Consider the following 22,894-nt stretch of genomic DNA (forward strand, 5'->3'; position numbering starts at 1 on the left):
ATGGAAAATATATTAATTATAAAAAATCTTTGCAAAGCATATAAAAAAAATGAAACAAAAATTCAAGTAATAGAAAATTTAAACTTAACTGTAGAAAAAGGTGAATTTATTTCAATTCAAGGAAAAAGTGGTTGTGGAAAATCAACTCTTTTTAATATGATTTCAGGAATTGATAAAATAGATTCTGGAGAGATAATATCGTGTGGAATATTTTTGAAAAATGCAAATGAAAAAACATTAAGTTTATATAAAAACAGACAAATAGGTTTAGTATTTCAAAATTATAATTTAATAAATGAATTTAATGTAATTGAAAATATAAGTTTACCCAAAATCATCTCAGGCCAAGAAGCAAAAGAAACAATAAATAAAAAAGCTTTCGATTTAATGAAAATATTAAAAATAGAAAACAGAGCAAATCATTACCCTTCAGAACTCTCGGGAGGCGAATCACAAAGGGTTGCTATTGCTAGAGCGTTAATCAATGAGCCTAATATAATATTGTGTGATGAACCTACGGGAAATTTAGACTTAAGCACAGCTAAAACTGTAGAAAATCTACTTATCAATACAGCAAAAAGTTTTAAAAAAACCTTAATATTGGTTAGTCATAACCCCCAATTTGCAAACAAAGCGGATTCAAAATATGAATTCAAAGACAGGACATTAAAAAAACTATGATACTAAAGCTACCAGAAATTACAAAAATTGCGTATTTAATTTTTAAAAATTCAATAAATAAAATAGCTTTAATAGGTTCTGGAATATCATTAAGTTTAGTAATGATTCCATTAATTATTGTCTACTACATGTCTAGTAACATCATGGCTTCTACTATCAATAAATACATTGAAAGTGAAGGATTTTCAATGCAAATAGAATACAACGATACAAATAAAACTCATTACTTAAAAGACAGATTAAGTTCATTTAAAAAAAAATATAATTACAAGGATTTAAATTATTTTTTTGAGAAAAGAACTTATGGAATTATTGGAAACAATAAAAAACAAGGTGTATTAATAAGAGCAATAGAAAATAAATTCATATTGGAAAACAAATCAATAAAATTAATAAAAGGTACTAACAATTTAAAAAAGGATTCTATACTCATTTCAAGTCAAATAAAAAATAAACTTAATTTAAATCTTAATGAAAAAATTGACATTTTGATTCCAAATATAAAAAACAATAAAATAATGCCCAGAATAAAAAAGTTTAATATCTCAGGAATAATTGAAACCGGACTAAAAGATATTGATAACAATTTAGTATTGATTTCTTTTGAAAACGAAAATTTAATGTCAAAAAATTTTTCAAAAAGCATAGTTGGACTTAAAACAAATTCTAATTCCATAAAAAACAATGAAATCTTAAAACAGAATTTAGAAAATAAATTTCAAGAATTCCAAATAAAAACATTCTATGAACTTTACTCAAATAAATATAATAATCTAGATATAAGTAAAAAACTTTTAATATTCATTATGGCTTTGATTATAATATTTGCAAGCATCAATATATCTTCGTCCCTTTCAATGCTTATTTTTGAAAATAAAAAGAAAATTGCAATACTAAAATCAATTGGAATGAATAATTTAAACATAAAAATAATATTTCTTTTGATATCGCTCACATTAAGCACTACCTTTTGCGGAATTGGAATAATAATTGGGAATTATTTAACACTTAAAATATCTTATTTAATAAACTTTATTGATAATGTTTTAAACTTTTTTTTAAAAATATTTGGAGAAGAAAATTCTGAAATATTAAACTCAGAATATTACGTATCTGAATTTCAAATACATTTAAGCATAAGCTTTAGCTTAACACTTCTTGGATTGTATATGTTAATAAACATTTTAACTACACTGATTCCGCTTAACATTGTTTCAAATCTAAAAGAAAAAGAAATCTTAAGATAGTTTCAAAACTCTATTTAATCATCACATTATAAATTTTAATAGATGAAAAATCCTTTTCAATTGTAGGATAAATCTCATTTGGGAAAACCGTACTAATTGTAAAACTCTGCTTGGATTTAGATTTTAAAAAAGAATTAGCAGAAGAGATTAATTTGCGTCTCAAAGACCTAATAATTCTACCTTCCTTATCAATATAGCCAATTTCAATCTCCAAATTTTTAATAACATCTTTTGAAGAATTGGAAACTTCTATCACAGTATTTGCCTTATAAATCCCAAAAGACTTTTGAAAATAATTTCCAATATATTTAAATTTTAATATAAAAGAATCTGAATCAAGATTTACACCAATTTTATCATCAACATTCTCAAAAAAATCAATGTCAATAATATCTAATATTATTTTTTTAGGATTAACATCAATAGCTCTTGGTATGCTTGATATAACATCAATTGGGATATAAACATCTTTGCCCCATTTAGCAAAAAAATCACTTTCTTTGCTAAAAACCTGATTAAACACAGATTTACCAAGATCATCGTAAACTGTAACTCTGTAGGAAATCTTCTTAACAGGATGCGTTGTTGAGACAACCCCCGCTTTAAACTGATACAAATGTGCATCTTCAAACACCAAAACTTTAGCATCCTCTACTTCTATGTAATATAACTCTTTGGGGTTTGAAATAAGATTAACAGCTTCAACTACTAAATCCGTAGCCATAGTAATAGGAGGAAGGCCTTGCGATGTGAAAGAAGGAGCAAATTTTTCTTTTAAAGTCATTTTGCCATTCCCATTCACACCCATAAAACTCTGAAAAGATCTGTAAGTAATCAAAGAAATACAAAATATCAAGATAGAACTTAAAGTTAATATTAGCATTCTATTTTTGGATTTCTTAAATTCATAATAATCGATTAAATCTAAATCATCTCTTATTCCAAATTCTTTTGCTTGTAAAGTTATATGAATCACTTTTTTTTTAGATTCTTTAGTATTTACCTTATCAGCAATTTCCTTAAAAAGAAAAAAAAATAAACTAAACATTGATTTGTCATGAAGAGAATAAAAATAGATAGATTCAAGCTCTCTAAAAGCAACATCTATCTTACCCATCTCAACAAACCTTTTGGCTCTCGCATAAGATCTTCTAAAATGAAGCCCTATATTTTCAATATCATTATCAGAAATATCTGATATTTCAATAATATTTTTAATACTCTTTTTGCTTAAAATTTTATTTTTATGCTTCCTAAGTTTTGACAAATAAATCTTAATTCTATCTTCAGATGTTTTACTATTCATTATCTTCTAATTCATCAACTTTTTTTAAAAGCCAATAAGCAATATTTCTAGCAGTATTCTTCGTAATAGAAATTCCTATAAAAGAATTGATTAATACTATTTTTCCCTCTTCTCCACTTTTTAATTCTTTTGAAGCATCTTCTAAAACACCTTCTTTGGTTTTTGTGTAAGCAATCTCCTCGGAAATCTCTGTAGACTCGAAAACAAGATCACAAAAAATCTCTCCTGTATTAGTTACATTCCCATAAATATTATTAACAGGAACCAATTTATAATCTTCAGCTTTTTCAAACCTATAAATTACTTCTTTCATATAAACGAGTATATCATAATCAAAAAACATAACCAATAAACAAAATTTATACAAAAAAATAAATTTCAATTTTAAAAAAAACTGATTATTAATTAATAATCAGTTTTAACTTTTTTTGTGTAATAAAAAATAATGATATAATACTTAAAGGCTAAAAATTAAAACAAAGGAACTTATAAGGATTATGGATTTCAAACAAATAAAAAGCAATGTTGAAAAGGTTAAATTTTTAAGAAAAGACTTTCCTATTTTAAATAAAAAGTTTGACAATAAGCATATAATTTATTTTGACAATGCAGCAACCTCTCAAAAGCCCAAAAATGTAATTTATTCTAACGTTGAATATTATGAAAATTACAATGCAAATGTACATAGAAGCGGTCACAAATTTGCAATTCAATCGAGCATAAAAATAGAAAAAACAAGAGAACTTGTAAAAAATTTCATTAATGCAGAATCTGCAAAGAATATAATATTCACCTCTGGAACTACTGATGGAATTAATACTATTGCAAGCTCATTTTTTTGCTCAAAATACTTTGAAAAAAAAGATGAAATTATTCTAACAACTCTTGAGCATAATAGTAATTTGCTGCCTTGGGTAAATCTTGCAAATTTAGCTAATTTAACAATTAGATTAGCTAAATTCAATGAAATGGGAATTATTACCCCTGAAGAAATTGAAAAACTTATTACAGAAAAAACAAAACTAATCAGTATTTCAGGAATAAATAATACCTTAGGAACCATTAATGATTTGGAATCTATTGGAAAAATCGCAAAAAAATACAATATATGTCTTTTTGTAGATGCTGCACAAATGGCACCTCATATAAAAATAGATGTTAAAAAAATTGGCTGTGATTTTTTGGTATTTTCTGGACATAAAATGCTTGCTCCAACAGGAATAGGAATTTTATACATTTCAAATAATATGGCTGAAAAACTTCATAGCTCAAAATTAGGGGGAAATACTGTAGAAGAAATATTTATAGAAAATGAAAAAATTAAATTTAAATCATCTGATACTCCTAATAAATTTGAATCGGGAACCCCAAATATTGCAGGAATTATCGGGCTTGAAGAAGCAATAAAATATATCAATAATATTTCTATGGATTTTATTTTAGAACATGATCAGCAGTTAATCGAATATGGGGTAAAAAAATTACAAGAGCTTGATGAAGTTGAATTTATACTAAATACAAATCTTAAAAGAAATTCAATAATATCATTTACAGTAAAAAATATTCATTCACACGATATTGAAACCTATCTAGATACAATGGGAATAGCAACTAGAGCCGGGAAAACTTGCTCTTATGTAGCATTTTTCCCAGAAAATTTAAATAAAAACCATCTTTTAAGAATTAGCTTTTATTTTTATAATACACAAGAAGAAATTGATACTTTCATATTAGGATTAAAAAAAGTAATAAAAGAGCTTTCATAAAAATTTATAAAATAAACATCTTAACAAAGTTAATCAAAAATTTTTTCTTTTTTTGATTAACTTTCATTTTAGGATTAATAAACATTATTTTAATCTTTAAAAATCTCAAAACAATTTCAACTATATACTATATTTTTAAAATTATTTATTTAAAAATCTTCACATTATCTTTTATTATTGATTTAATAAATCAAAGAAAATAAAATTAAATCATGCTCACTGAAAAAACTAAAAAAGAATTAATAAGGCTTAGTAAAATAAATAATTACATAATAAAATCAAAAACAAGCCAGAATTTCAAACATCAATCTAAATGTGGAGATCAAATTTTATTCCAAATAATAGAAACAAATAACGGAAAATTTAATTTAAAACATCATGCATCTGGATGCATGATTTTACTTGCAAGCGCAAACGTTTTAAACAAATTATGCAATAACAAACCAAAACTCGAAATCCTAAATTTAGTACAAAAAGTGATAAACAATGATTTTGCAAATCTAGACGAAATTGACACAAGTTTAAAAATTTTTGACGTATTTACAAATACAAATAGAAAAGACTGTTTTTTATTGCCATACAAATCATTAAAAGATAGTTTGGAAAACTACAAGCCTTTAAGGAGAGCTATTAAATGAAGATCTATTCACACTCATCAATCGGATATGAAGGAGAACTAATTGAGATTGAAATAGACATTAAAAAAAGGAAATTCTGGAATTGATATCGTAGGGCTTGCTGGGAGTGAAATTAAAGAATCAAGAGAAAGAGTAAAATCAGCTATCAAGAATTCAAATTTTAATTTCCCTAAAGATAGAATATTAATAAATCTTGCACCAGCTGGAATTAAAAAGCTTGGAACAGCTTTTGACCTTTCGATTGCTATTAGCATTATTAAAATCCAAGAAAACAAAGATAATAAAAATTTAGAAATCTTAATATTAGGAGAATTACAATTAAATGGCAAAATAAGATCAATAAAAGCAGTTTTACCAGCTATTGCTCTTGATAAAGAAAAAGAAATAAAATTTGCAATAGTTCCCTTTGAAAATTTAGAAGAAGCTAGTCTAATAAATGACTTGAATATTTGGGGTGTTAAAGATTTAAAAGAAAGTATAAAAATAATAGAACAATTAAACTACAATATACTTCCCCCAAAAACAAACATTAAACAACAAACAACAATTGAAGAAGATAATATTTTAGATTATGACTTTAAAAATATAAAAGGACAACAAAGAGCAAAAAGAGCAATTGAAATAGCAATTGCTGGTGGGCACAACATCATGTTATTTGGTCCACCTGGAAGCGGAAAAACACTTAGTATTAAGTGCACTCAATCTATTCTTCCTCCACTTACAAACAAAGAGCTAATAGAAACAAACAGAATATGGTCAATATCAGGGAAATTAATAAACAGAAAGATAATAAAACAAAGACCTTTTAGAAATCCTCACCATACTGCTAGTAAAGAAGGAATAATCGGGGGAGGGCCCAATCCTTTACCTGGAGAAGTATCTCTTGCCCACAACGGAATATTATTTCTAGATGAAGCTTTAGAATTTAAAAAATCTATCTTACAATCTTTACGTGAACCTATTGAAGACAAATCAATTTCAATCTCAAGAGCAAGTTCTAAATTATTTAAATACCCTGCCAATTTCCAACTAATGCTTGCAATGAATCTTTGTCCCTGTGGAAATATTGGCAAAAAAAATACAGATTGTTTTTGCTCACAACAAGAAATTTCAAATTATTGGAAAAAACTTGGAGCTGCAATGCTTGATAGAATTGATATTAGAGTCCCAACAAGAGCAATTAATAATGAAAAATTACTAAGCGAAACAATCTAAAGTTCAAGAGAAATAAAACAAAGAATAATAAAAGCAAGAAACATTCAAAATATAAGATACGAAAATTTTGCAAACATAAATAAAAATTCTGATCTTAATTCCGATCACATTGAAAAATTTTGCGAATTAAGTGCAATCTTAAAAAATGATTTGATTTATATTCTAAACAAACTAAACATATCTTCAAGAGCAACGCATTCAATACTAAAAATTGCAAGAACAATCTCCGATTTAAAAGAAGAAAAAAATATTTCAAAGGAAGCCTTACTTGAAGCAATTGAACATAGAAAAAACGGAGAAAATATGCTTGAAAAATGGAAAACCCCTAAAATATTTGGGGTTTTCAAAACTAAAATTCTATTTTATCAATATAGCTTTTAAGCTGATTAGCAGAACTGTTAAACCTCTCAAGTTCTTTAGGGCTTATCTTAAAGTTTAAAACTTCTTTAACCCCTTCTTTGCAAACTATAGCAGGTGCTCCAATATAAATATCTTTAACTAATCCCCCATACTGACCATTAATATAAGAAGATATTGGCAGAATAACATTCTGATCTCCAATTATTGCATTTACAATATTCTTAATACCAAGCCCAATAGCATAATAGGTTGCCCCCTTTAGCTTAATCACCTCATAAGCAGCATTCACAACCTTTTTATGAATTTCATCAAGCTCAGACTCAGTTATTTTGCCTTCAGCAAGATATTCTGATAAAGGCTTCATTGCTATTTTTGTTTCATCCCAAGTAGCAAAAGAACTGTCACCATGCTCACCCATAATATATGAATGTATATTTTGAGTATTCACATTAAAATGATCACTTAAAAAATATCTAAGTCTTGAAGTATCAAGAATAGTACCAGTACCAATAACCTTATGAATAGGAAATTTGGAATATTTCATTGTAACATAAGTCATAATGTCTACAGGATTACTTGCAATGACAAAAATACCATCAAAACCACTAGATACAACATTGGTTACAATATCTTTAAAAATTTTAGAATTTTTATCAACCAAATCAAGTCTTGTTTCACCAGGTTTTTGATTAAGTCCTGCTGTAATTACAACAATATCTGCATTAGCACAATCTTTATAAGTTCCAAACAATACATTAATATTCTTTTTTAAAAACATTTGGCCATGATTAAGGTCCATAACCTCACCTTTTGCTTTATTTTCATTAACATCAATAATCACAAGTTCATGTACAAGCGAATTGTCTATTGTCAAAGCATAAGCAAAGCTTGAACCCACCCCACCAGCTCCAATAAGAACAACTTTATTAGACTTAAGCATAAATTACTCCATATAAATTTAAACTATGTACAGCTAATTTTAAATAAATAATGATAAAATATTTTATCGCATTTCTAAGAGCTTTGCCAATCACATAGCACAAAAAATTAAAAACAAATTTAATTATCATTGGATTTTAGAACCGCAAGAAAAGCACTTTGTGGAATCTCAACATTTCCTACCATCTTCATTCGCTTTTTACCTTCTTTCTGCTTTTCTAAAAGTTTTCGCTTACGAGTAATATCACCACCATAACACTTGGCAGTAACATCTTTTCTAACAGGAGAGATTGTCTCTCGAGCAATAACATTAGAACCAATAGCGCCTTGAATGGCTATTCTAAATTGTTGCCTTGCTATTTCATCTTTCAACTTTTTGCAAATCCCAATAGCCTTAGCTCTGGCACTATCTTTAAAAACCAACTGAGAGAGCGCATCAACTCTATCCCCATTGACCAATATATCCAATCTTACTAAATCTGTATATTCATAATCTAAAAGTTCATAATCAAAAGAAGCATATCCACGACTCACAGATTTAATCTTATCATAAAAATCAAAAAGGATTTCAGAAAGAGGCATTTTATAAATAAGTTCAACACGCTTAGTATCAAGATAAATTAAGTTTGTCTGCACTCCTCTTTTTAACAAACACACACTCATAATATTTCCCAAAAATTCTGTAGGAACAATAATATTTGCCTTAATATAAGGCTCAAGAACACTTTCAATAGCTTCATTTCCAGGAAATTGTTCAGGAGTTTCAATAAAATAAGATTCTCCCTTTTTAGGAGTTATTTTGTATCTAACAGAAGGAGAAGTTAATATCACATTTAAATTAAATTCACGCTCAATACGTTCTTGAATAACCTCTAAATGTAAAAGACCAAGAAATCCGCACTTAAAACCATGTCCAAGGGCCGATGATGAATCTTTTTCAAATGTTAACGATGCATCATTAAGCTTTAATCTATCCATTGCCTTTAAAAGATCATCATATTGATTAGCATCAACAGGATACACTGAAGAGAATACTACAGGCTTAACTTCTTTAAATCCCTCAAGAGGAGATAATGCAGGACAATCACAAAGGGTTACTGTATCTCCAATTTTCACATCTGATATATTTTTTATTCCTGCAATAAAATATCCAACATCTCCTGCATCTAACCTATCTTTTCTTTCAAGTGATATTCTAAAAATTCCAATCTCTTCAATTAAATGCTCACTATTAGTATGCATTAACCTAATCTTATCGCCTGTCTTAATTTGTCCTTCGAAAATTCTAAAGTGAACAACAACTCCTCTATAAGAATCATAATGCGAATCAAAAATCAATGCTCTTAATGGATCCTTAATACTTCCTCTAGGAGATGGCACGTACTTACAAATAGCTTCAAGCAAATCGTCAATTCCTATTCCATTCTTAGCAGAAATCGAAATAGCAATTTCTTCATTTAATCCCAAGTCATTTTTTATTTGCTTTTTTACAAAATCAATATTTGCATTTGGAAGATCTATCTTATTAATAACAGGAATAATTTCTAAATCATGCTCAAAAGCCATATAAAAATTAGAAACTGTCTGCGCTTGTATTCCTTGGCTTGCATCAATTAATAAAAGAGCACCCTCACAAGATGAAATTGCTCTTGAGACTTCATAAGAAAAATCAACATGACCTGGAGTATCTACAAAATTTAACTCATAAAAATCACCATCATTACTTTTATAAGTAATTGTTACTGCTTGACTTTTTATTGTAATTCCTCTTTCTCGCTCAATATCCATGCTGTCAAGCATTTGACTTTTAAAATCACGATCAGATATTATTTTAGCCTTTTGAATAAATCGATCAGCTAATGTAGATTTACCATGATCAATGTGTGCAATAATACAAAAATTTTTCTTACGAATACTAATACTAATTCCCCCTGAACTACAAGTCAAGATTTAAAAATTATTTTTTTAAATATACAGAATTTTTAATTTGACTTCTTGATTTCGCAATATAAGGAGAAAATCTTGGTGCAAGATCCACTATTAATTTCCAAGTATCTATTGCTCTAAATCTATAATTACCATTAGAATATGCATAAGTAGCAACAGCAACATTATAAACTATTTCCCAAAAATCTGTAGATTCAAAAGCATTTTTTATTGCCTTATACTCATTAATTTTTTGAACAAAAGATCTTAAATTTCTAAACTGATACACGGGTTCATAATAACAAACATAATCATACATTCTTGTTAAAATCCCTACTGCAGCTATAAGCCCATGAGTAATTGAAAGTTCATAAGCTTTTAAACGCAAATAAACTTTTGACAATAATTGATGAGTATCAATAACATTGTAGTTCTTAAATCTGTAAAGATTAAAAGTAAAATCAATACCGAAAGCTCCTCTTACTTGCTTTAAATAAGAAGTTAAATAAAATGAAACATTAAATTCACTGTTTGGCATACTATTTTCGCCTTGAGAATAATCATGATAACTATAATAATCTTTTTTAGTTGAAAACTTGTTTAATATATCATTCAAATAATCAATCGTATCAACATAATTATTCTCAAGTTCAGCCATTTTAGCTAAAGAAAAAAGTATTTTTTTTTCAAAAGATTCATCTAGCAAATAATCTTTGTCTTCAAAAGACTTGTAAAGGTTTAATTTTTCAAGAATAGCATTCCCAGACATACCATAAGCTACTGACAAATAATAACTAGCTTCAGGATAAACGCCTTTTCTAAGCAAAGCTTCCTGCAAATAATTAATAGCATGTGTAAGATTAGACTTACCAAATTCAGATTTAGAATAAAGAAATTGCCTACCTTTTTCAAGTAAAATCCAATACGGAAAATTTTTATTACTTGAAGAATTCAAAGAAATAGAAAAAGGCAAAACAAGAAAAAATAAAACCAAATTCCTCATAATAATCAATATATTAAATTAACTCATAAATTGCGAGAAAATTTAATATTAAAGAAATAATAAATCAAAATTAAACAAACTTAAATATCATTAAGAATACCATTACAAAAAGAGCAACAGACTCTATTAATCCCAAAACTAATAGATATGTAGCAAATCCTTTCCCGGTCTCAGAAAAAGCATCACAAGCGCCTGCTGCCGCTTTACCTTGAGCAAATCCAGAAACAGCAATAGCAAATCCACCGCCAAGACCAGCTCCAAGCAACAACCATGGATTTGTCTGCATCATTACCTCATATAATGTATTCATTAAAATATATCCATATATTATTTGAGTCAATGGCGCTGAGACAAAAACAATCAATAAAAATGGTGCTGGCTTTCCTTGCATATAGCACCTCTTCCATGCTCCAATAGCAGCACTACCGGCTGCTCCCATACCCAACGCAGACCCTATTGCTGAGATTGTCAAAGCTGAATTAACCCCTATTAAACCTATATCCATAAGTACTCCTTTTTATTTATTCTTTATTTTTTTATTTTTCTAAAAGGCTTATAAGCATATCCACTCCATTCTTGCCCTAAATGGTTTGAAAATTCAAGCATATTAAGCCTTACTCCATGAACAATTACTGAAAGCAAAGATAGCATTATATTTAAAACATGTCCAAAAAGTATAACAACAATCCCAGCCACTACAAGACCAATATTAGAAGATTTTAATAAAGGTATTGACATAGCATTAAAACTTGCCGAGATTGAAAGTCCTGCAAGTCCAACTGCAAAAAGTCTAATATAAGATATTATATCTGCAAACCCCGACACAGTGGTTAAAAACTGCTCTATAATACCTCCAAAACTTTTCAATATACACTTGAAAAAATTTGAACCATCTTGCTTGCCAAAAACAAATACAAGCGCAACGCCAAAATATATTACATTATAAACAGCATTATACATGGGAAATCGAGATTGACTGAGTATCAAATTTAAAACAAGATAATAAAGCCCAACTATCCCCATAAGCCAACCAATCTGTGCAATTGAATGAATATGAGGTTTTTCTTTTACTTGTCTGAAAAAATTCCAAACATGAGCTAATGAAATTTGCAAAACTCCTATCGAAAAGCAGATAAAGATAATATTTTGCACACTATTTTTCTCTGTCAAATAACTAACTTTAAATGAATTTAAAATAGGAAACATTTCAAGAATTAAAGGACTACCAAACCAGGTCCCAGTCATAGCGCCATAAAGTATCGATGATACACTTAAATAAAATATTAAACCATGAACTGGTGTTAAAGGCTTCCCTTTAAGAAGAAAGCTCAAACTAAGCAAAATTCCTATCAAAAAAAATATCACTCCATAAGCCGCATCACCTATTATCATACCAAAAAACACAAAGAAAAATAACATAAAGATAAAACTTATATCCCTTTCTTTATATCCAGGAATTGTCTCTAAAATATTAAAAATAGGTGCAGCTAAATTGGCAATTCCTTTTCTTTTTATACAAGTTGGAATAATATCATTCTCTTCGGGATCTGCAAATTGAACTGCAAAGCCTGCTTTTAAAACTGAGCTTTTAAGAGATTCTTGACTTTCAGCTGGAATAAATCCTGTAATATACGAAAAATCCTCAAAATCAGTTTGCATATCAGCTAAAACTTGCTCAAACTCTACGATTTGATCGTAATTTTTTATCTCATCTCTTAAAATATCAATATATTTATTAAAAAGAGAAATTTGAGTCAATTTTTGATCTAAAATCTCATCAACAACCTTTAATTTATTATTAATATAATCAAGATCAAACTTAAACTTAAACTCATCAGCAATTTCAATTTTTTGCTCAAACTCTCCAACACTCACAAAATAAGAAGCGTTTTTTACGTTTTTAATCAAAAACACATTAACATTGGGATCTCTTAATAAATTTTTATATTCACTTTTTTGGATTTTAAAAAATTGAATATAAATGCTAGACTCTTTCAATTTGTCAATATTCTCTAAAGAAAAATTTCCCCAAACAGAAATCAAATTCCTTTCATGCAATAAAGATCGTTTAATATCTTGAAATTCTTTAATTTCATTACCCAAATTGACTATGCTTTTTGCAATATCTAAAAAATTTCCATTAGAAGATTTTAAAGCTTTAACACCTCCATCTTCTCTAAGCAGCGAAAAAGCTTGCATTAAAATTCGCCTATTATCAATGCTTTTTTTTAAAGAATCTGAATCTTTATTGCAAGAATTAATATGAACTGCTCCAAAATCTCTTAAAATCTCTAATGATTCTTTTTTATATTTTGATAAAGTTAAAAGTAAAACTTTTTTCATTTTTACAATCATAAGCTTGTTCCTATTTTTTTTTTATCAAACTAGATTTAGCAATTTTACCTCTTACAACAGATGCCGTTTGCTGATCTCCAAGATATACATTAATTTTTTTTATATTAGCCTTAGCTGTTGGTATCATAACTTTCTCAAATAAATTAACTCTCTGAGATGTTACTCGAAACTCTTTTAAAAGCAAATCAATCTGTTTTTTTAAAATTTTAAGTTCTACGTCAATTTGAATCACAATCTTAAGAATTTCAATCCCCTTATCTACCCAATAAGGGGTAAAAAGTAAGTCATGCCTTATGTCTTCATATTCAATAGAATCGAATATAGGAATTGCAACCCCTGCAATATTTAAAGACTTTTTGACTACTGTTTTTACTTGAATCCAACTCTCAAAAGGAAATTTTTCGCTAAAAAGAGAAATCCAATTAGAAATACTCTCTTTAAGTTTTTGTTGCTCAAGATTTTTAATTCTGTAAGAATTCTCAATTTTAACAATTTCCATATAAAGTTGTTGCTTCTTAAGCTGCAAAGTAGGCAAATATCTCTTAAACATTTTAAGTACGTCTTTTTGCTTTTTAAGATCATTTTTGGTCAATTTAATTTTAGACATAATCAATAAGTCTCTTTTTTAGGCCAATATTTTTCAATAAGGTCTGTTTTTATTCCCGTTTCCTTTGGGCTAAAACAACTAGCAAGAATGTCCCAACCTAAATCTAAAGCTTCTTCTAAGGGAATATTAACAGACAAATCCATCATCTTACTTTCAAACATATTGCTATACTTGAGTAATTTTTCATCCCACTTGGTCATATTAAATCCCATAGCCTTTTTTTCTACAGACTCTTTTGAAGATGCATAAAGCTTGATCATTGAATCCATTATAGTCCTATGATCTTCTCTAGTCCTACTGTTTACCATTTGCTTGAGTCTTGAAAGCGACCCAAAAGGCTCTATTCTGCCGCCTTTTAAATAATACTGACCTTCTGTAATATATCCAGTGTTATCAGGAACAGGATGAGTAACATCATCCCCCGGCATTGTTGTAACCGCAAGTATTGTAATCGATCCTGCACCTTCAAAATCAATAGCTTTCTCATAACGATATGCAAGCTGAGAATATAAATCTCCAGGATAACCTCTATTAGAAGGCACTTGTTCCATCGTAATAGATATTTCTTTCATCGCATCAGCAAAATTTGTCATATCTGTAAGAAGCACTAAAACCTTCTTGCCTTTGAGGGCAAACTTTTCAGCAACAGAAAGCGAAATATCAGGAACAGTTAAAGATTCAACAACAGAATCATTAGCGGTATGAACAAAAAAAATTGCTCTATTTAAAGCACCCCCTTTTTCTAAGGAATCTTTAAAAGTCAAATAATCATCATTTTTAAGTCCCATTCCACCAATAATTATTAAATCAACTTCTGCTTGAAGTGCAATTCTCAAAAGCAGCTCGTTATAAGGCTCGCCAGAAACAGAAAAGATTGGTAATTTTTGAGATTCAACAAGAGTGTTAAAAACATCTATCATTGGAAGCCCTGTCCTTATCATATTTCTAGGAACAATACGTTTTGTAGGATTTGCAGAAGGCCCCCCAATTTCAATCAAACTATCATCAAGAGAAGGCCCTCCATCTCTAGGATTTCCAGAACCATCAAAAATTCTGCCCAACAAATTGTCAGAAAATGAAACTTGCATTGAATGCCCTAAAAACTTTACTTCGTCTGACGTGGAAACACCTCTTGTACCACCATAAACTTGAAGAGAAACTTTTTCTCGATCAAGTTTAATTACTTCGGCTAGAGAGCTTGTATCTTTTGCTTTCACAATAGCAAGCTCGCCATACCTAATACCTTGAGCTGTAACAGTTATTACATTGCCTGCTATAGACTCTATTTTACTATAGACTCTTTTCATATATATATTCTCCAAAGCCCCTAAATTACCTTTTTAAAATTTATCAATTCATTCAAAGCATGCTCCAATTTATTAAACTTATAATCTTTAAAAGGAGAAAGATTCATGTCTAAAATATTTTGCCTTAATTCATTCATAAAATCTCTTGCTTGAAGCTTATCCGAAAACTCAAAACTGGTTTTAAGAATGTTGTAAACTATATCAAACATATAATTTTGACGCTCTGAATTTACAGCAGCATCAACAGGATCAAATGAATTTTGTTGTAAATAGCATGAATCAAGAAGTTCAGACTTCAAATAAATTAAAAAATCCTCGTTACTTATACCCTCTTCACCAACAACTTTCATCATTTGATTAATTTCATTACCTTTTACCAAAAAAGATCTTGCATATTCTGTCTTTTCAGAATCAATAACACCCCTATATTTACTCCAAGATTCAAGAGGGCTAATAGCTGGAAATTTCCTAGCATCAGACCTTTCTCTTGTAAGTCCATGGAATGCTCCTACAACCTTTAAAGTTGCTTGAGTAACTGGCTCTTCAAAATTACCACCGGCAGGGCTTACAGAACCACCAACTGTTACAGATCCAATATCACCATTATTAAGAACTACAATGCCTGCCCTTTCATAAAAGGAAGCAATAATAGATTCAAGATACGCCGGAAAAGCCTCTTCACCAGGAATTTCTTCAAGACGACCAGACATTTCTCTCATAGCTTGCGCCCATCTTGAAGTTGAATCTGCTAAAAGAAGAATATCAAGCCCCATTTGCCTATAATACTCACCAATAGTAATAGCAGTATAAACAGAAGCTTCTCTGGCTGCAACTGGCATTGAAGATGTATTACAAATAATGCAAGTCCTATCCATTAAAGATTTACCGGTTTTGGGATCTATCAATTCGGGAAATTCCTTAAGAGTTTCTACCACCTCTCCTGCTCGTTCACCGCAAGCTGCAATAATAACTACATCAACATCAGCATTTCGACTTGTAACCTGCTGAAGAACCGTTTTTCCAGCTCCAAAAGGACCTGGGATGCAAAAAGTACCTCCTTTGGCAACTGGGAAAAATGTATCTATAATTCTAGTTTTAGTCGACATAGGCTCACTAGGGATAAGTCGTTCCTTATAGCTAGTAATAGGAATTTTAACGGGCCAATGAAAAGACATTGTAATATTATGCCTCATACCAGAATCATCTTCAATTACAGCAATTTGCTCATCAATAGAATAGTCACCATCATTTACAATCTCCATAATTTTATAAGAATCTCTTTTATAAAATGGAATCATTATTTGATGTTGAATAGTTCCCTCAATTACAAAACCCAAAAAATCTCCTGCAATAACGATATCTCCAATTTTTGCGGTTTTTTTAAAATTCCACTTTTTATCTTTATTTAAGGACCTTAAATACACTCCCCTTTCTAAAAAGAATCCACATTGAATAGCCAATTCAGGCAAAGGATTTTGAAGTCCATCATATACTTGAGTTAAAAGGCCCGGTCCAAGTTCAACTGTTAAAAGTTTGTCTGTAAATTCAACTAGATCTCCAACAGATATCCCTTTTGTCAATTCAAAAACTTGTGCATCAACTTCATTGCCTCTAATACGAATTACTTCTGCTTTTAAATTTTTACCAGCGGTCTTTATAAATAAAACTTCATTCATAGAAACTGAACCTTCTACCTCAATAGTAACTAAGTTTCCATTAACTCCAACAACTTTTCCTTTTGTATTCATTAAAATTCCTTTTCTAAACTTTTTCATTAGTTTTATCAATTAAATTTTTACAAATATTGTCAAAATTTTGAATACCCAATTTTTCTTTAAATAAATTATGCCTTAAAAATAACCTTAACTTTAAAAAGTAAATTATCAATTTCTCAAAATCAAATTCATGTCCAACCTCAAGATCAGTCAAAAATTGCCACTTAAGAAGGTCAAAACTTAATTCTATTTCAAAAGAATTTTCTTTCAAACAGATGTTTTTCAAAATACTCAAATAGTAACTTGAAAAATAAGTAGATTCTAAATAAAAATCCTTAGATAACCCCAATTTTTCTGCTCTTAAAGCTGCAAGCGTATATCTTATTGTATCTTCAAAATCAAGAAAAAGATCAATAACCCTTGATTTACCCCTATCTACATTAAATTCTAAGACCCCTTTTAAAAAATCAAAGTCCTTTTTACTTAAAGAAATTTCGACATTATTCAAAAAATCTGAAACGCTATAATTTTTTAAAGATTTTAAATCAATATAAGGCAAAGAAGCTAAAACATAATAATATGAATTCAACACAAAAGTCTCCTAGACCACTTTTATAACTTCCTTAAATCTTGGATTAAGATAATCAAAAAGAATGTCTGCAATAGTTTCAGCTGAAAAATCATAATGCAAACCAACATTCTTTTTCTGAATCTTAAAACCTTTGCTTATGCCTTTAAAAGGCCTAAGCTCCATCCCTTCCTTAAGCTTATTTCCAAGTTTTAGCCTTATTATCTGCTCTAAACTAGAAAAATCAGATTCATTTAATCGAATAACTAATTTTTCTCCCTTAGCCCAAGAATCCGTTATTTTAATTATAAGCTCTGCTAAGAAATTATTATCACTAAAAACTTCTGCTACATTATCTTTTAAAGCATTTTCAAAAAGAGATTTAAGATTCTTTTCAACGCCAATAATTAAATCTCTGATTGCCTGACGAGAAGCTTCAAGGGCATGACATTTATAATCATTAGCTTCTTTTTCTGATTTTGCCTTTAATGCTCTGGAGGCTTCTTCTGCTCTAGCAACTATTTCTTCTGCCTCTTTTTTAGCCTTCAAAATAATATCATTGGATAATCTCTCAGCTTCTTCAAGCCCATCTTTTTTAATTTTATTTATCAGATCTTTTACTTCAAATTGCATTAAAACTCCTTATTATACAACATAAAAATAATAACTTAACACTTATTAGCAAACAAAACTTTAAAAAAGTATACAATAAATTTTTAATATCAAAAATTTTACAATATTAAAAAACATATCAAATTAGCACAATAATACTTCTTTAAAGAATATATTTATTCTCAATTATTAGAAATAATACAACCATTAAAAAAATGGCCCAATAATTTTATAAACATTGCCATCAAGCACTATATCGAGATTTTTGCTTGGAAATTTACTTTTAAGCCCTTCTCTAAAGATTTCAATACCCCTTTTATTTATCTTATCCCAAAATTCATCATCAACAAAATTTAAAGTTAATATCTCAATAATAATCAAATAACCTCTTCCAAACTTAGATCCATAGCCTGATGTAAAAGTTGTTGCAACACTAAAAAGACCATCTAAAAGACCATTTGCAGCCTTACCCCTAAAGGGTCTGTTGGGATGAATATCATAAGAATTGCCAAATTCATTCTCAAGCACAAAATCAACATCAAGACAAATGTGAAACAATATATTTTCAAATTCATTAAATTTTGATATATTCACTTAAATTAAATCTCAACTATAGTTTTTCCAGACCCTCCATCACTAGGGTGAGCAAAATAATATTTTTTAACAAACTTCAGCTCTTTTAGAAAATTGTGAACTTCTCTCATAAGATGACCCTCCCCTTTTCCATGAATGATCTCAAATTTATTAATGCCATTTAATATAATATTATCTATTTTCTTATTCAAAAAGTCTAGAGCATCAAAAGACCTCATACCCCTAATATCAATGGTAAAACTTAACAAATTTTCCTTATTATAATCAATTGAAAAGTCAAAATTTTTACCGCCTTTTTTTTTCTGCTCTTTAAAGTTTTCCAAAGATATCTCTGAGCTAGAAACGCTGATATTAAAAGTCCCTACATTAACAGTGATTTTCTTTTTTGAGATCCCAACTATTTTTCCTTTTGCATTAGAATTGATTATCCTAACCCTATCTCCTATTTTAAAATCCACAGCCATACTTCTCTTATTGTTAAGAGAATCTACTTTATTTAACTTGAGGTCTACATTTTTTTCCAAATCCGATATAAAAGCTTTATTCTTTGCAATATTAATATTGCCCTCTTTTATCTCTCTAACTAAATTTTCTAAAACTTTTCTTGAATTTTTTAAAAATTCATTCTGCTCATTTAAAAGCTCTATCTCAATATTTTTTTCCTTTAATAAAAGATCTTGATAAAGGTTTTCTACTTCTTTTTCTTGCAATTCTATTTGTATTAATTTCTTATCAATACTCTCTTTAATTAAAAGCAAATCTTTTTCTTTCTCTATTAATCTTTCTAAAATTTCATTAACTTCTGTTTTTTGAGAGGCATAAATTTCATTAGCACGAATTATTATGCTGCTGTCAATTAAAGCCCTACTAGCAACATTAAACGCATAACTTTCGCCAGGAATGGAAAAAATTAAATTATAATTGGGTTGCATCGTCTCTAAATCCATCTGCATAGAGGCATTAACAACGCCTTCATGGGTATATGCAAAATATTTAAGAGCATTATAATGAGTTGATATTAAAACATAAGAATTAATATTGATTAAATATTCAAGAATTGAAATAGCAAGCGCCTGACCTTGGTCAATATCCGTGCCTGAACAAAATTCATCAAATATTACAAGACTATTTTTTGTAGCATGTTTTAAAATATAAGAAATATTGCTCATATGACTTGAAAAAGTTGAAAGAGAATTAGAAATTGACTGCTCATCGCCGATGTCAATAAAAATGTTGTCAAAAATTTTAAAAGTACTAGACTCACTAACAGCAATAGGAATCCCAAATTGAAACATTGCGCTAAGTAGTCCAATTGTCTTTAAAGTTACTGTTTTTCCACCAGCATTAGGACCAGTAATAATTACAACACAATTCTCAACAGGAGTAAAAGTTATTGCCTTTGAATCCTTTAACAAAGGATGATGCGCATCAAAAATATTCAATACATTTGAAATCTCAGGAAATACCCCTTTAGTTTTAATTCCATAAATCGCCCGTGCTTTTAAAGAGTCATAATACAAAAAATTATTATAAAGATTGTCTAAAAGAACAATGTTGTCATGAACTTTAGCAGAAAGATTTTGTAAAATTTTTAAAATTATTCTTTCTTTTTCTAAACTCAAATAATTTAACCTATTGTTATCATTTACAATATCATTTGGTTCAATATAGAATGTTTCACCTGATGACGAAATAGAAATAATATTACCCTTAATTTTGCCTTTAAAATTAGACTTAAGAGCGATAGTATATTTATTCGATTTATAATAAACAAAATTAGAAGTCAAATATTCTGCGTTCAAATTAATTATTCTTTTTATTTGATTTTCAACTCGTCTATTTAAATTTTTAATTTCAAATTCAATCGAATCATATTCTTTTACAACACCACTTTTTAATTCAAGAGCATCAACATCTATATATTCTTTCAATTCATTAAGCAAATTTTTTAGCTCTGGGTTTAAAAATAATAAATCAGATAAAATCTGAATATTAAGATATTTGATATCACTATTTTTATGCAAAAATAAATTTATTCTTAAAACCTCATCTAAAAACACTAAAATATCTCTCAAATTGTCAATAGAAACTCTTGAATTTTCTTTTGACAATAATGAAATAGGGTATTTTAAACTATTTATAAAAGAGTTTGGATACCCTTTACAACTCTCAAAAAGCATTCTAATGAGACTAACAAAGGAGAGCATTTTCTCTAAACTTTCTCTTGTTTTTAATATTTTTTGATTAATTAGTAAATTAACAGTGTCTGGATTAGAAGTGTATTTAGACACTAAAGATAAAATTTCATAAAAGTCAATATTTTTTAAATATTTATCTTGTTTATCTTGCATAATTTTTATAATTTTTATAATTTTTAAGCTCTGACAAAATCTTTAAATAGCTTTCGTATCTAAGCTTAGCAATACCATTGCCTAAAGAACTCGTAACAGAACAACAAGGTTCGTTAGCATGCAAACAGGATTTATATTTACAAAAATTAGCAAAATTTTCAAACTCTTTAAAATAATATTTAAGATTTTCAAAAGGCAATGTTTCAATTCCAAACTCCTTTATTCCTGGAGTATCAACTATTATTCCAATCTCAGAATGAAATGATATTGAATAAACAGTAGTATGTTTTCCTCTAGAATACTTATGTGAAATTTCATTTACCGATTGAGAGGCCCTTGAATCAATTAAATTTATCAAAGAAGATTTACCAACACCAGACTGCCCAATAAAAGAAGTTCTTGAATTTTTCAAAACCTCTTTTACTTCTTTAATCCCCTCAGAAGTTTTAACAGAAGTTTTTAAAACCTTATATCCTAGATTTTCATAAATTTTAGAAAATTCTTGCGCACTTTGGCTTATTCCTTTGTCAATTTTATTAATCACAATAACAGGAACAATATTTTGCTCTTCTGCAACAACAAGAACTCTGTCAATAAAAAAATTTTTCATCTCAGGAAAGTTAGCAGAACTTACAATCAAAACATTATCAATATTAGAAACAATTGTCTGTCTAAGATCTGCTTTCTTGTTATAACGCCAAAGAATATTTTTCCTATTTAATCGCTTATCAATATACACCTTACGAGAACCATAAATATACCCTAAGACTATATCTCCTGGAACTAGCGGGCTGTACTCCTTACAGCCCGTTTCTAATACCTTGCCCTTAAAAATTCCTTCATAAATTAATTTGCTGTTAAGCTCTAAAATAGAATATATATTATTAACTCCCCAAATAACTTCAAATTCAAGATAATTCAAACTATCATTCCTTTAAATCGGAGATTATATTTTTTGCAAAATTTTTGATAAAAAGTCAAATTTTTATTTCTAGTTAAATAAAACTCATCTACAAAATCAACATCATTTTTATAATAATTACCTTTATGTTCAGTAAAATTCATCGATCTGATAAGATTTTGTACCACTAATTCACGATTCTCATAAACAGGAATTTTTAAAAAATCTTCTATCATTGTCTTAAGATGCAAATAATGTGTGCATCCAAGAAAAACAATTTCTCTATCAGTATTTACAACTTCAAATTTTAAAGCTTCCAAACATTTAAGAGCATCTTTTTTGTACTTCTCTCCATATTCAACAAAATTAACAAGCTCTCCAGCAGATTTTACAATCAAATCATTATGTATATTTACTTGATTCTTAACAAATTTGCTTTCAAGAGTAGTATTTGTTGCAATCAAAAGAACTCTTTTTAAAGCAAGATCTGAAACTGAACTTATCTCTGGCAAAGTATAGACCACAGGAAAAACAAAATTTAATTTATTATATACACTAACAGAAATTGTATTGCAAGCCAAAATTAATGCGCCAATATTATAGATTTTTTTAAGTTTCTCAATTAAAAACAAAACTGCTTCTAAAAGATATTCAGGTCTTTTTTCTCCATAGGGAAAATTTTTATTATCGGCAACATAAACATATTGGTATCCCCCTATTTTATTTTTAATATATTTTAAATAAGAAAGTCCCCCTATTCCTGAATCAAAAACAATTATTACTTCTTTGAAATTTTTCATTAC

20 protein-coding genes and 1 pseudogene are annotated in these 22,894 nt (G+C 28.5%); 5 read left to right on the plus strand and 16 right to left on the minus strand.

The window, feature by feature from the left end; genetic code table 11:
- Positions 1 to 681, plus strand: a complete 681-nt coding sequence (locus Bmayo_RS00395) for an ABC transporter ATP-binding protein (RefSeq protein ID WP_075551808.1) — start codon at positions 1 to 3, stop codon at positions 679 to 681.
- Complete coding sequence (locus tag Bmayo_RS00400) at positions 678 to 1,928, plus strand: ABC transporter permease (RefSeq protein WP_075551809.1); 1,251 nt, start codon at positions 678 to 680, stop codon at positions 1,926 to 1,928. Before Bmayo_RS00395 ends, Bmayo_RS00400 begins: the two co-directional genes overlap by 4 nt.
- Before the next feature lie 10 nt (positions 1,929 to 1,938).
- Here the strand turns inward: Bmayo_RS00400 and Bmayo_RS00405 are convergent, their stop codons facing one another.
- Complete coding sequence (locus tag Bmayo_RS00405; protein ID WP_145924570.1) at positions 1,939 to 3,237, minus strand: hypothetical protein; 1,299 nt, start codon at positions 3,235 to 3,237, stop codon at positions 1,939 to 1,941.
- Entirely contained in the window at positions 3,227 to 3,547 is a 321-nt protein-coding gene (locus tag Bmayo_RS00410) for a hypothetical protein (RefSeq protein ID WP_075551811.1), read from the minus strand. The genes Bmayo_RS00405 and Bmayo_RS00410 overlap by 11 nt, the downstream gene beginning before the upstream one ends.
- A gap of 184 nt (positions 3,548 to 3,731) precedes the next feature.
- Here Bmayo_RS00410 and Bmayo_RS00415 point away from each other — a divergent pair, with 184 nt between their 5' ends.
- From Bmayo_RS00415 to Bmayo_RS00425, 3 genes and pseudogenes are all read left to right on the plus strand, one after another.
- Positions 3,732 to 5,000 (plus strand): cysteine desulfurase, encoded by a 1,269-nt coding sequence (locus Bmayo_RS00415; RefSeq protein ID WP_075551812.1) that lies wholly within the window; start codon positions 3,732 to 3,734, stop codon positions 4,998 to 5,000.
- A 212-nt stretch (positions 5,001 to 5,212) separates the two neighbouring features.
- Positions 5,213 to 5,638 (plus strand): iron-sulfur cluster assembly scaffold protein, encoded by a 426-nt coding sequence (locus Bmayo_RS00420; RefSeq protein ID WP_075551813.1) that lies wholly within the window; start codon positions 5,213 to 5,215, stop codon positions 5,636 to 5,638.
- Positions 5,635 to 7,168, plus strand: a pseudogene (locus tag Bmayo_RS00425) (YifB family Mg chelatase-like AAA ATPase); the annotation flags it as partial. The gene Bmayo_RS00420 and the pseudogene Bmayo_RS00425, both read left to right, overlap by 4 nt.
- Positions 7,169 to 7,202: 34 nt before the next feature.
- On the opposite strand, the gene Bmayo_RS00430 reads toward Bmayo_RS00425, so the two are convergent.
- The 14 genes from Bmayo_RS00430 to murI form a co-directional block, all read right to left on the minus strand.
- A complete protein-coding gene (locus Bmayo_RS00430; protein ID WP_075551814.1) occupies positions 7,203 to 8,153 on the minus strand; it encodes an L-lactate dehydrogenase in 951 nt (316 codons plus the stop codon).
- A gap of 119 nt (positions 8,154 to 8,272) precedes the next feature.
- Entirely contained in the window at positions 8,273 to 10,078 is a 1,806-nt protein-coding gene (gene lepA / locus Bmayo_RS00435) for a translation elongation factor 4 (protein ID WP_075552482.1), read from the minus strand.
- Positions 10,079 to 10,109: 31 nt separating this feature from the next.
- Positions 10,110 to 11,081, minus strand: a complete 972-nt coding sequence (locus Bmayo_RS00440; RefSeq protein WP_075551815.1) for a hypothetical protein — start codon at positions 11,079 to 11,081, stop codon at positions 10,110 to 10,112.
- Between the two features lie 70 nt (positions 11,082 to 11,151).
- Complete coding sequence (locus Bmayo_RS00445) at positions 11,152 to 11,586, minus strand: ATP synthase subunit C-like protein (RefSeq protein ID WP_004790144.1); 435 nt, start codon at positions 11,584 to 11,586, stop codon at positions 11,152 to 11,154.
- Positions 11,587 to 11,609: 23 nt separating this feature from the next.
- On the minus strand, positions 11,610 to 13,436 hold the full coding sequence (locus Bmayo_RS00450; RefSeq protein ID WP_075551816.1) for a V-type ATP synthase subunit I: 1,827 nt from the start codon (positions 13,434 to 13,436) through the stop codon (positions 11,610 to 11,612).
- A 10-nt stretch (positions 13,437 to 13,446) separates the two neighbouring features.
- Positions 13,447 to 14,043, minus strand: coding sequence for a V-type ATP synthase subunit D (locus Bmayo_RS00455; protein ID WP_075551817.1), 597 nt, complete (start codon positions 14,041 to 14,043; stop codon positions 13,447 to 13,449).
- A gap of 2 nt (positions 14,044 to 14,045) precedes the next feature.
- Positions 14,046 to 15,350 carry a V-type ATP synthase subunit B gene (locus Bmayo_RS00460; protein WP_075551818.1) on the minus strand — a complete coding sequence of 435 codons (1,305 nt, stop codon included), beginning with the start codon at positions 15,348 to 15,350 and terminating at the stop codon, positions 14,046 to 14,048.
- A gap of 20 nt (positions 15,351 to 15,370) precedes the next feature.
- A complete protein-coding gene (locus Bmayo_RS00465) occupies positions 15,371 to 17,098 on the minus strand; it encodes a V-type ATP synthase subunit A (RefSeq protein ID WP_075552483.1) in 1,728 nt (575 codons plus the stop codon).
- A gap of 13 nt (positions 17,099 to 17,111) precedes the next feature.
- Positions 17,112 to 17,657 carry a hypothetical protein gene (locus tag Bmayo_RS00470; protein ID WP_075551819.1) on the minus strand — a complete coding sequence of 182 codons (546 nt, stop codon included), beginning with the start codon at positions 17,655 to 17,657 and terminating at the stop codon, positions 17,112 to 17,114.
- Positions 17,658 to 17,666: 9 nt separating this feature from the next.
- Positions 17,667 to 18,266 carry a V-type ATP synthase subunit E gene (locus Bmayo_RS00475; protein WP_075551820.1) on the minus strand — a complete coding sequence of 200 codons (600 nt, stop codon included), beginning with the start codon at positions 18,264 to 18,266 and terminating at the stop codon, positions 17,667 to 17,669.
- Positions 18,267 to 18,452: 186 nt separating this feature from the next.
- Positions 18,453 to 18,839, minus strand: coding sequence for a hypothetical protein (locus Bmayo_RS00480; RefSeq protein ID WP_075551821.1), 387 nt, complete (start codon positions 18,837 to 18,839; stop codon positions 18,453 to 18,455).
- Positions 18,840 to 18,844: 5 nt separating this feature from the next.
- Positions 18,845 to 21,190 (minus strand): endonuclease MutS2, encoded by a 2,346-nt coding sequence (locus Bmayo_RS00485; protein ID WP_075551822.1) that lies wholly within the window; start codon positions 21,188 to 21,190, stop codon positions 18,845 to 18,847.
- The gene (gene rsgA / locus Bmayo_RS00490; RefSeq protein ID WP_075551823.1) at positions 21,180 to 22,112 is read right to left on the minus strand and encodes a ribosome small subunit-dependent GTPase A; all 933 of its coding nucleotides are present in this window, start codon (positions 22,110 to 22,112) and stop codon (positions 21,180 to 21,182) included. The genes Bmayo_RS00485 and rsgA overlap by 11 nt, the downstream gene beginning before the upstream one ends.
- The gene (gene murI / locus Bmayo_RS00495) at positions 22,109 to 22,891 is read right to left on the minus strand and encodes a glutamate racemase (RefSeq protein WP_075551824.1); all 783 of its coding nucleotides are present in this window, start codon (positions 22,889 to 22,891) and stop codon (positions 22,109 to 22,111) included. The genes rsgA and murI overlap by 4 nt, the downstream gene beginning before the upstream one ends.
- Positions 22,892 to 22,894 lie beyond the last annotated feature (3 nt).

It is taken from the genome of Borreliella mayonii (assembly GCF_001945665.1).
Taxonomy (GTDB): domain Bacteria; phylum Spirochaetota; class Spirochaetia; order Borreliales; family Borreliaceae; genus Borreliella; species Borreliella mayonii.

What these genes read in the sequence shown, in the direction of transcription:
- murI (WP_075551824.1), bottom strand. Translation starts at nt 22,891, where the DNA reads ATGAAAAATTTCAAAGAAGTAATAATTGTTTTTGATTCAGGAATAGGG.
- Bmayo_RS00415 (WP_075551812.1), top strand. Translation starts at nt 3,732, where the DNA reads ATGGATTTCAAACAAATAAAAAGCAATGTTGAAAAGGTTAAATTTTTA.
- Bmayo_RS00395 (WP_075551808.1), top strand. Translation starts at nt 1, where the DNA reads ATGGAAAATATATTAATTATAAAAAATCTTTGCAAAGCATATAAAAAA.
- Bmayo_RS00430 (WP_075551814.1), bottom strand. Translation starts at nt 8,153, where the DNA reads ATGCTTAAGTCTAATAAAGTTGTTCTTATTGGAGCTGGTGGGGTGGGT.
- Bmayo_RS00450 (WP_075551816.1), bottom strand. Translation starts at nt 13,436, where the DNA reads ATGATTGTAAAAATGAAAAAAGTTTTACTTTTAACTTTATCAAAATAT.
- Bmayo_RS00460 (WP_075551818.1), bottom strand. Translation starts at nt 15,350, where the DNA reads ATGAAAAGAGTCTATAGTAAAATAGAGTCTATAGCAGGCAATGTAATA.
- Bmayo_RS00455 (WP_075551817.1), bottom strand. Translation starts at nt 14,043, where the DNA reads ATGTCTAAAATTAAATTGACCAAAAATGATCTTAAAAAGCAAAAAGAC.
- Bmayo_RS00475 (WP_075551820.1), bottom strand. Translation starts at nt 18,266, where the DNA reads ATGCAATTTGAAGTAAAAGATCTGATAAATAAAATTAAAAAAGATGGG.
- Bmayo_RS00445 (WP_004790144.1), bottom strand. Translation starts at nt 11,586, where the DNA reads ATGGATATAGGTTTAATAGGGGTTAATTCAGCTTTGACAATCTCAGCA.
- Bmayo_RS00465 (WP_075552483.1), bottom strand. Translation starts at nt 17,098, where the DNA reads ATGAATACAAAAGGAAAAGTTGTTGGAGTTAATGGAAACTTAGTTACT.
- Bmayo_RS00410 (WP_075551811.1), bottom strand. Translation starts at nt 3,547, where the DNA reads ATGAAAGAAGTAATTTATAGGTTTGAAAAAGCTGAAGATTATAAATTG.
- Bmayo_RS00440 (WP_075551815.1), bottom strand. Translation starts at nt 11,081, where the DNA reads ATGAGGAATTTGGTTTTATTTTTTCTTGTTTTGCCTTTTTCTATTTCT.
- Bmayo_RS00485 (WP_075551822.1), bottom strand. Translation starts at nt 21,190, where the DNA reads ATGCAAGATAAACAAGATAAATATTTAAAAAATATTGACTTTTATGAA.
- Bmayo_RS00420 (WP_075551813.1), top strand. Translation starts at nt 5,213, where the DNA reads ATGCTCACTGAAAAAACTAAAAAAGAATTAATAAGGCTTAGTAAAATA.
- Bmayo_RS00400 (WP_075551809.1), top strand. Translation starts at nt 678, where the DNA reads ATGATACTAAAGCTACCAGAAATTACAAAAATTGCGTATTTAATTTTT.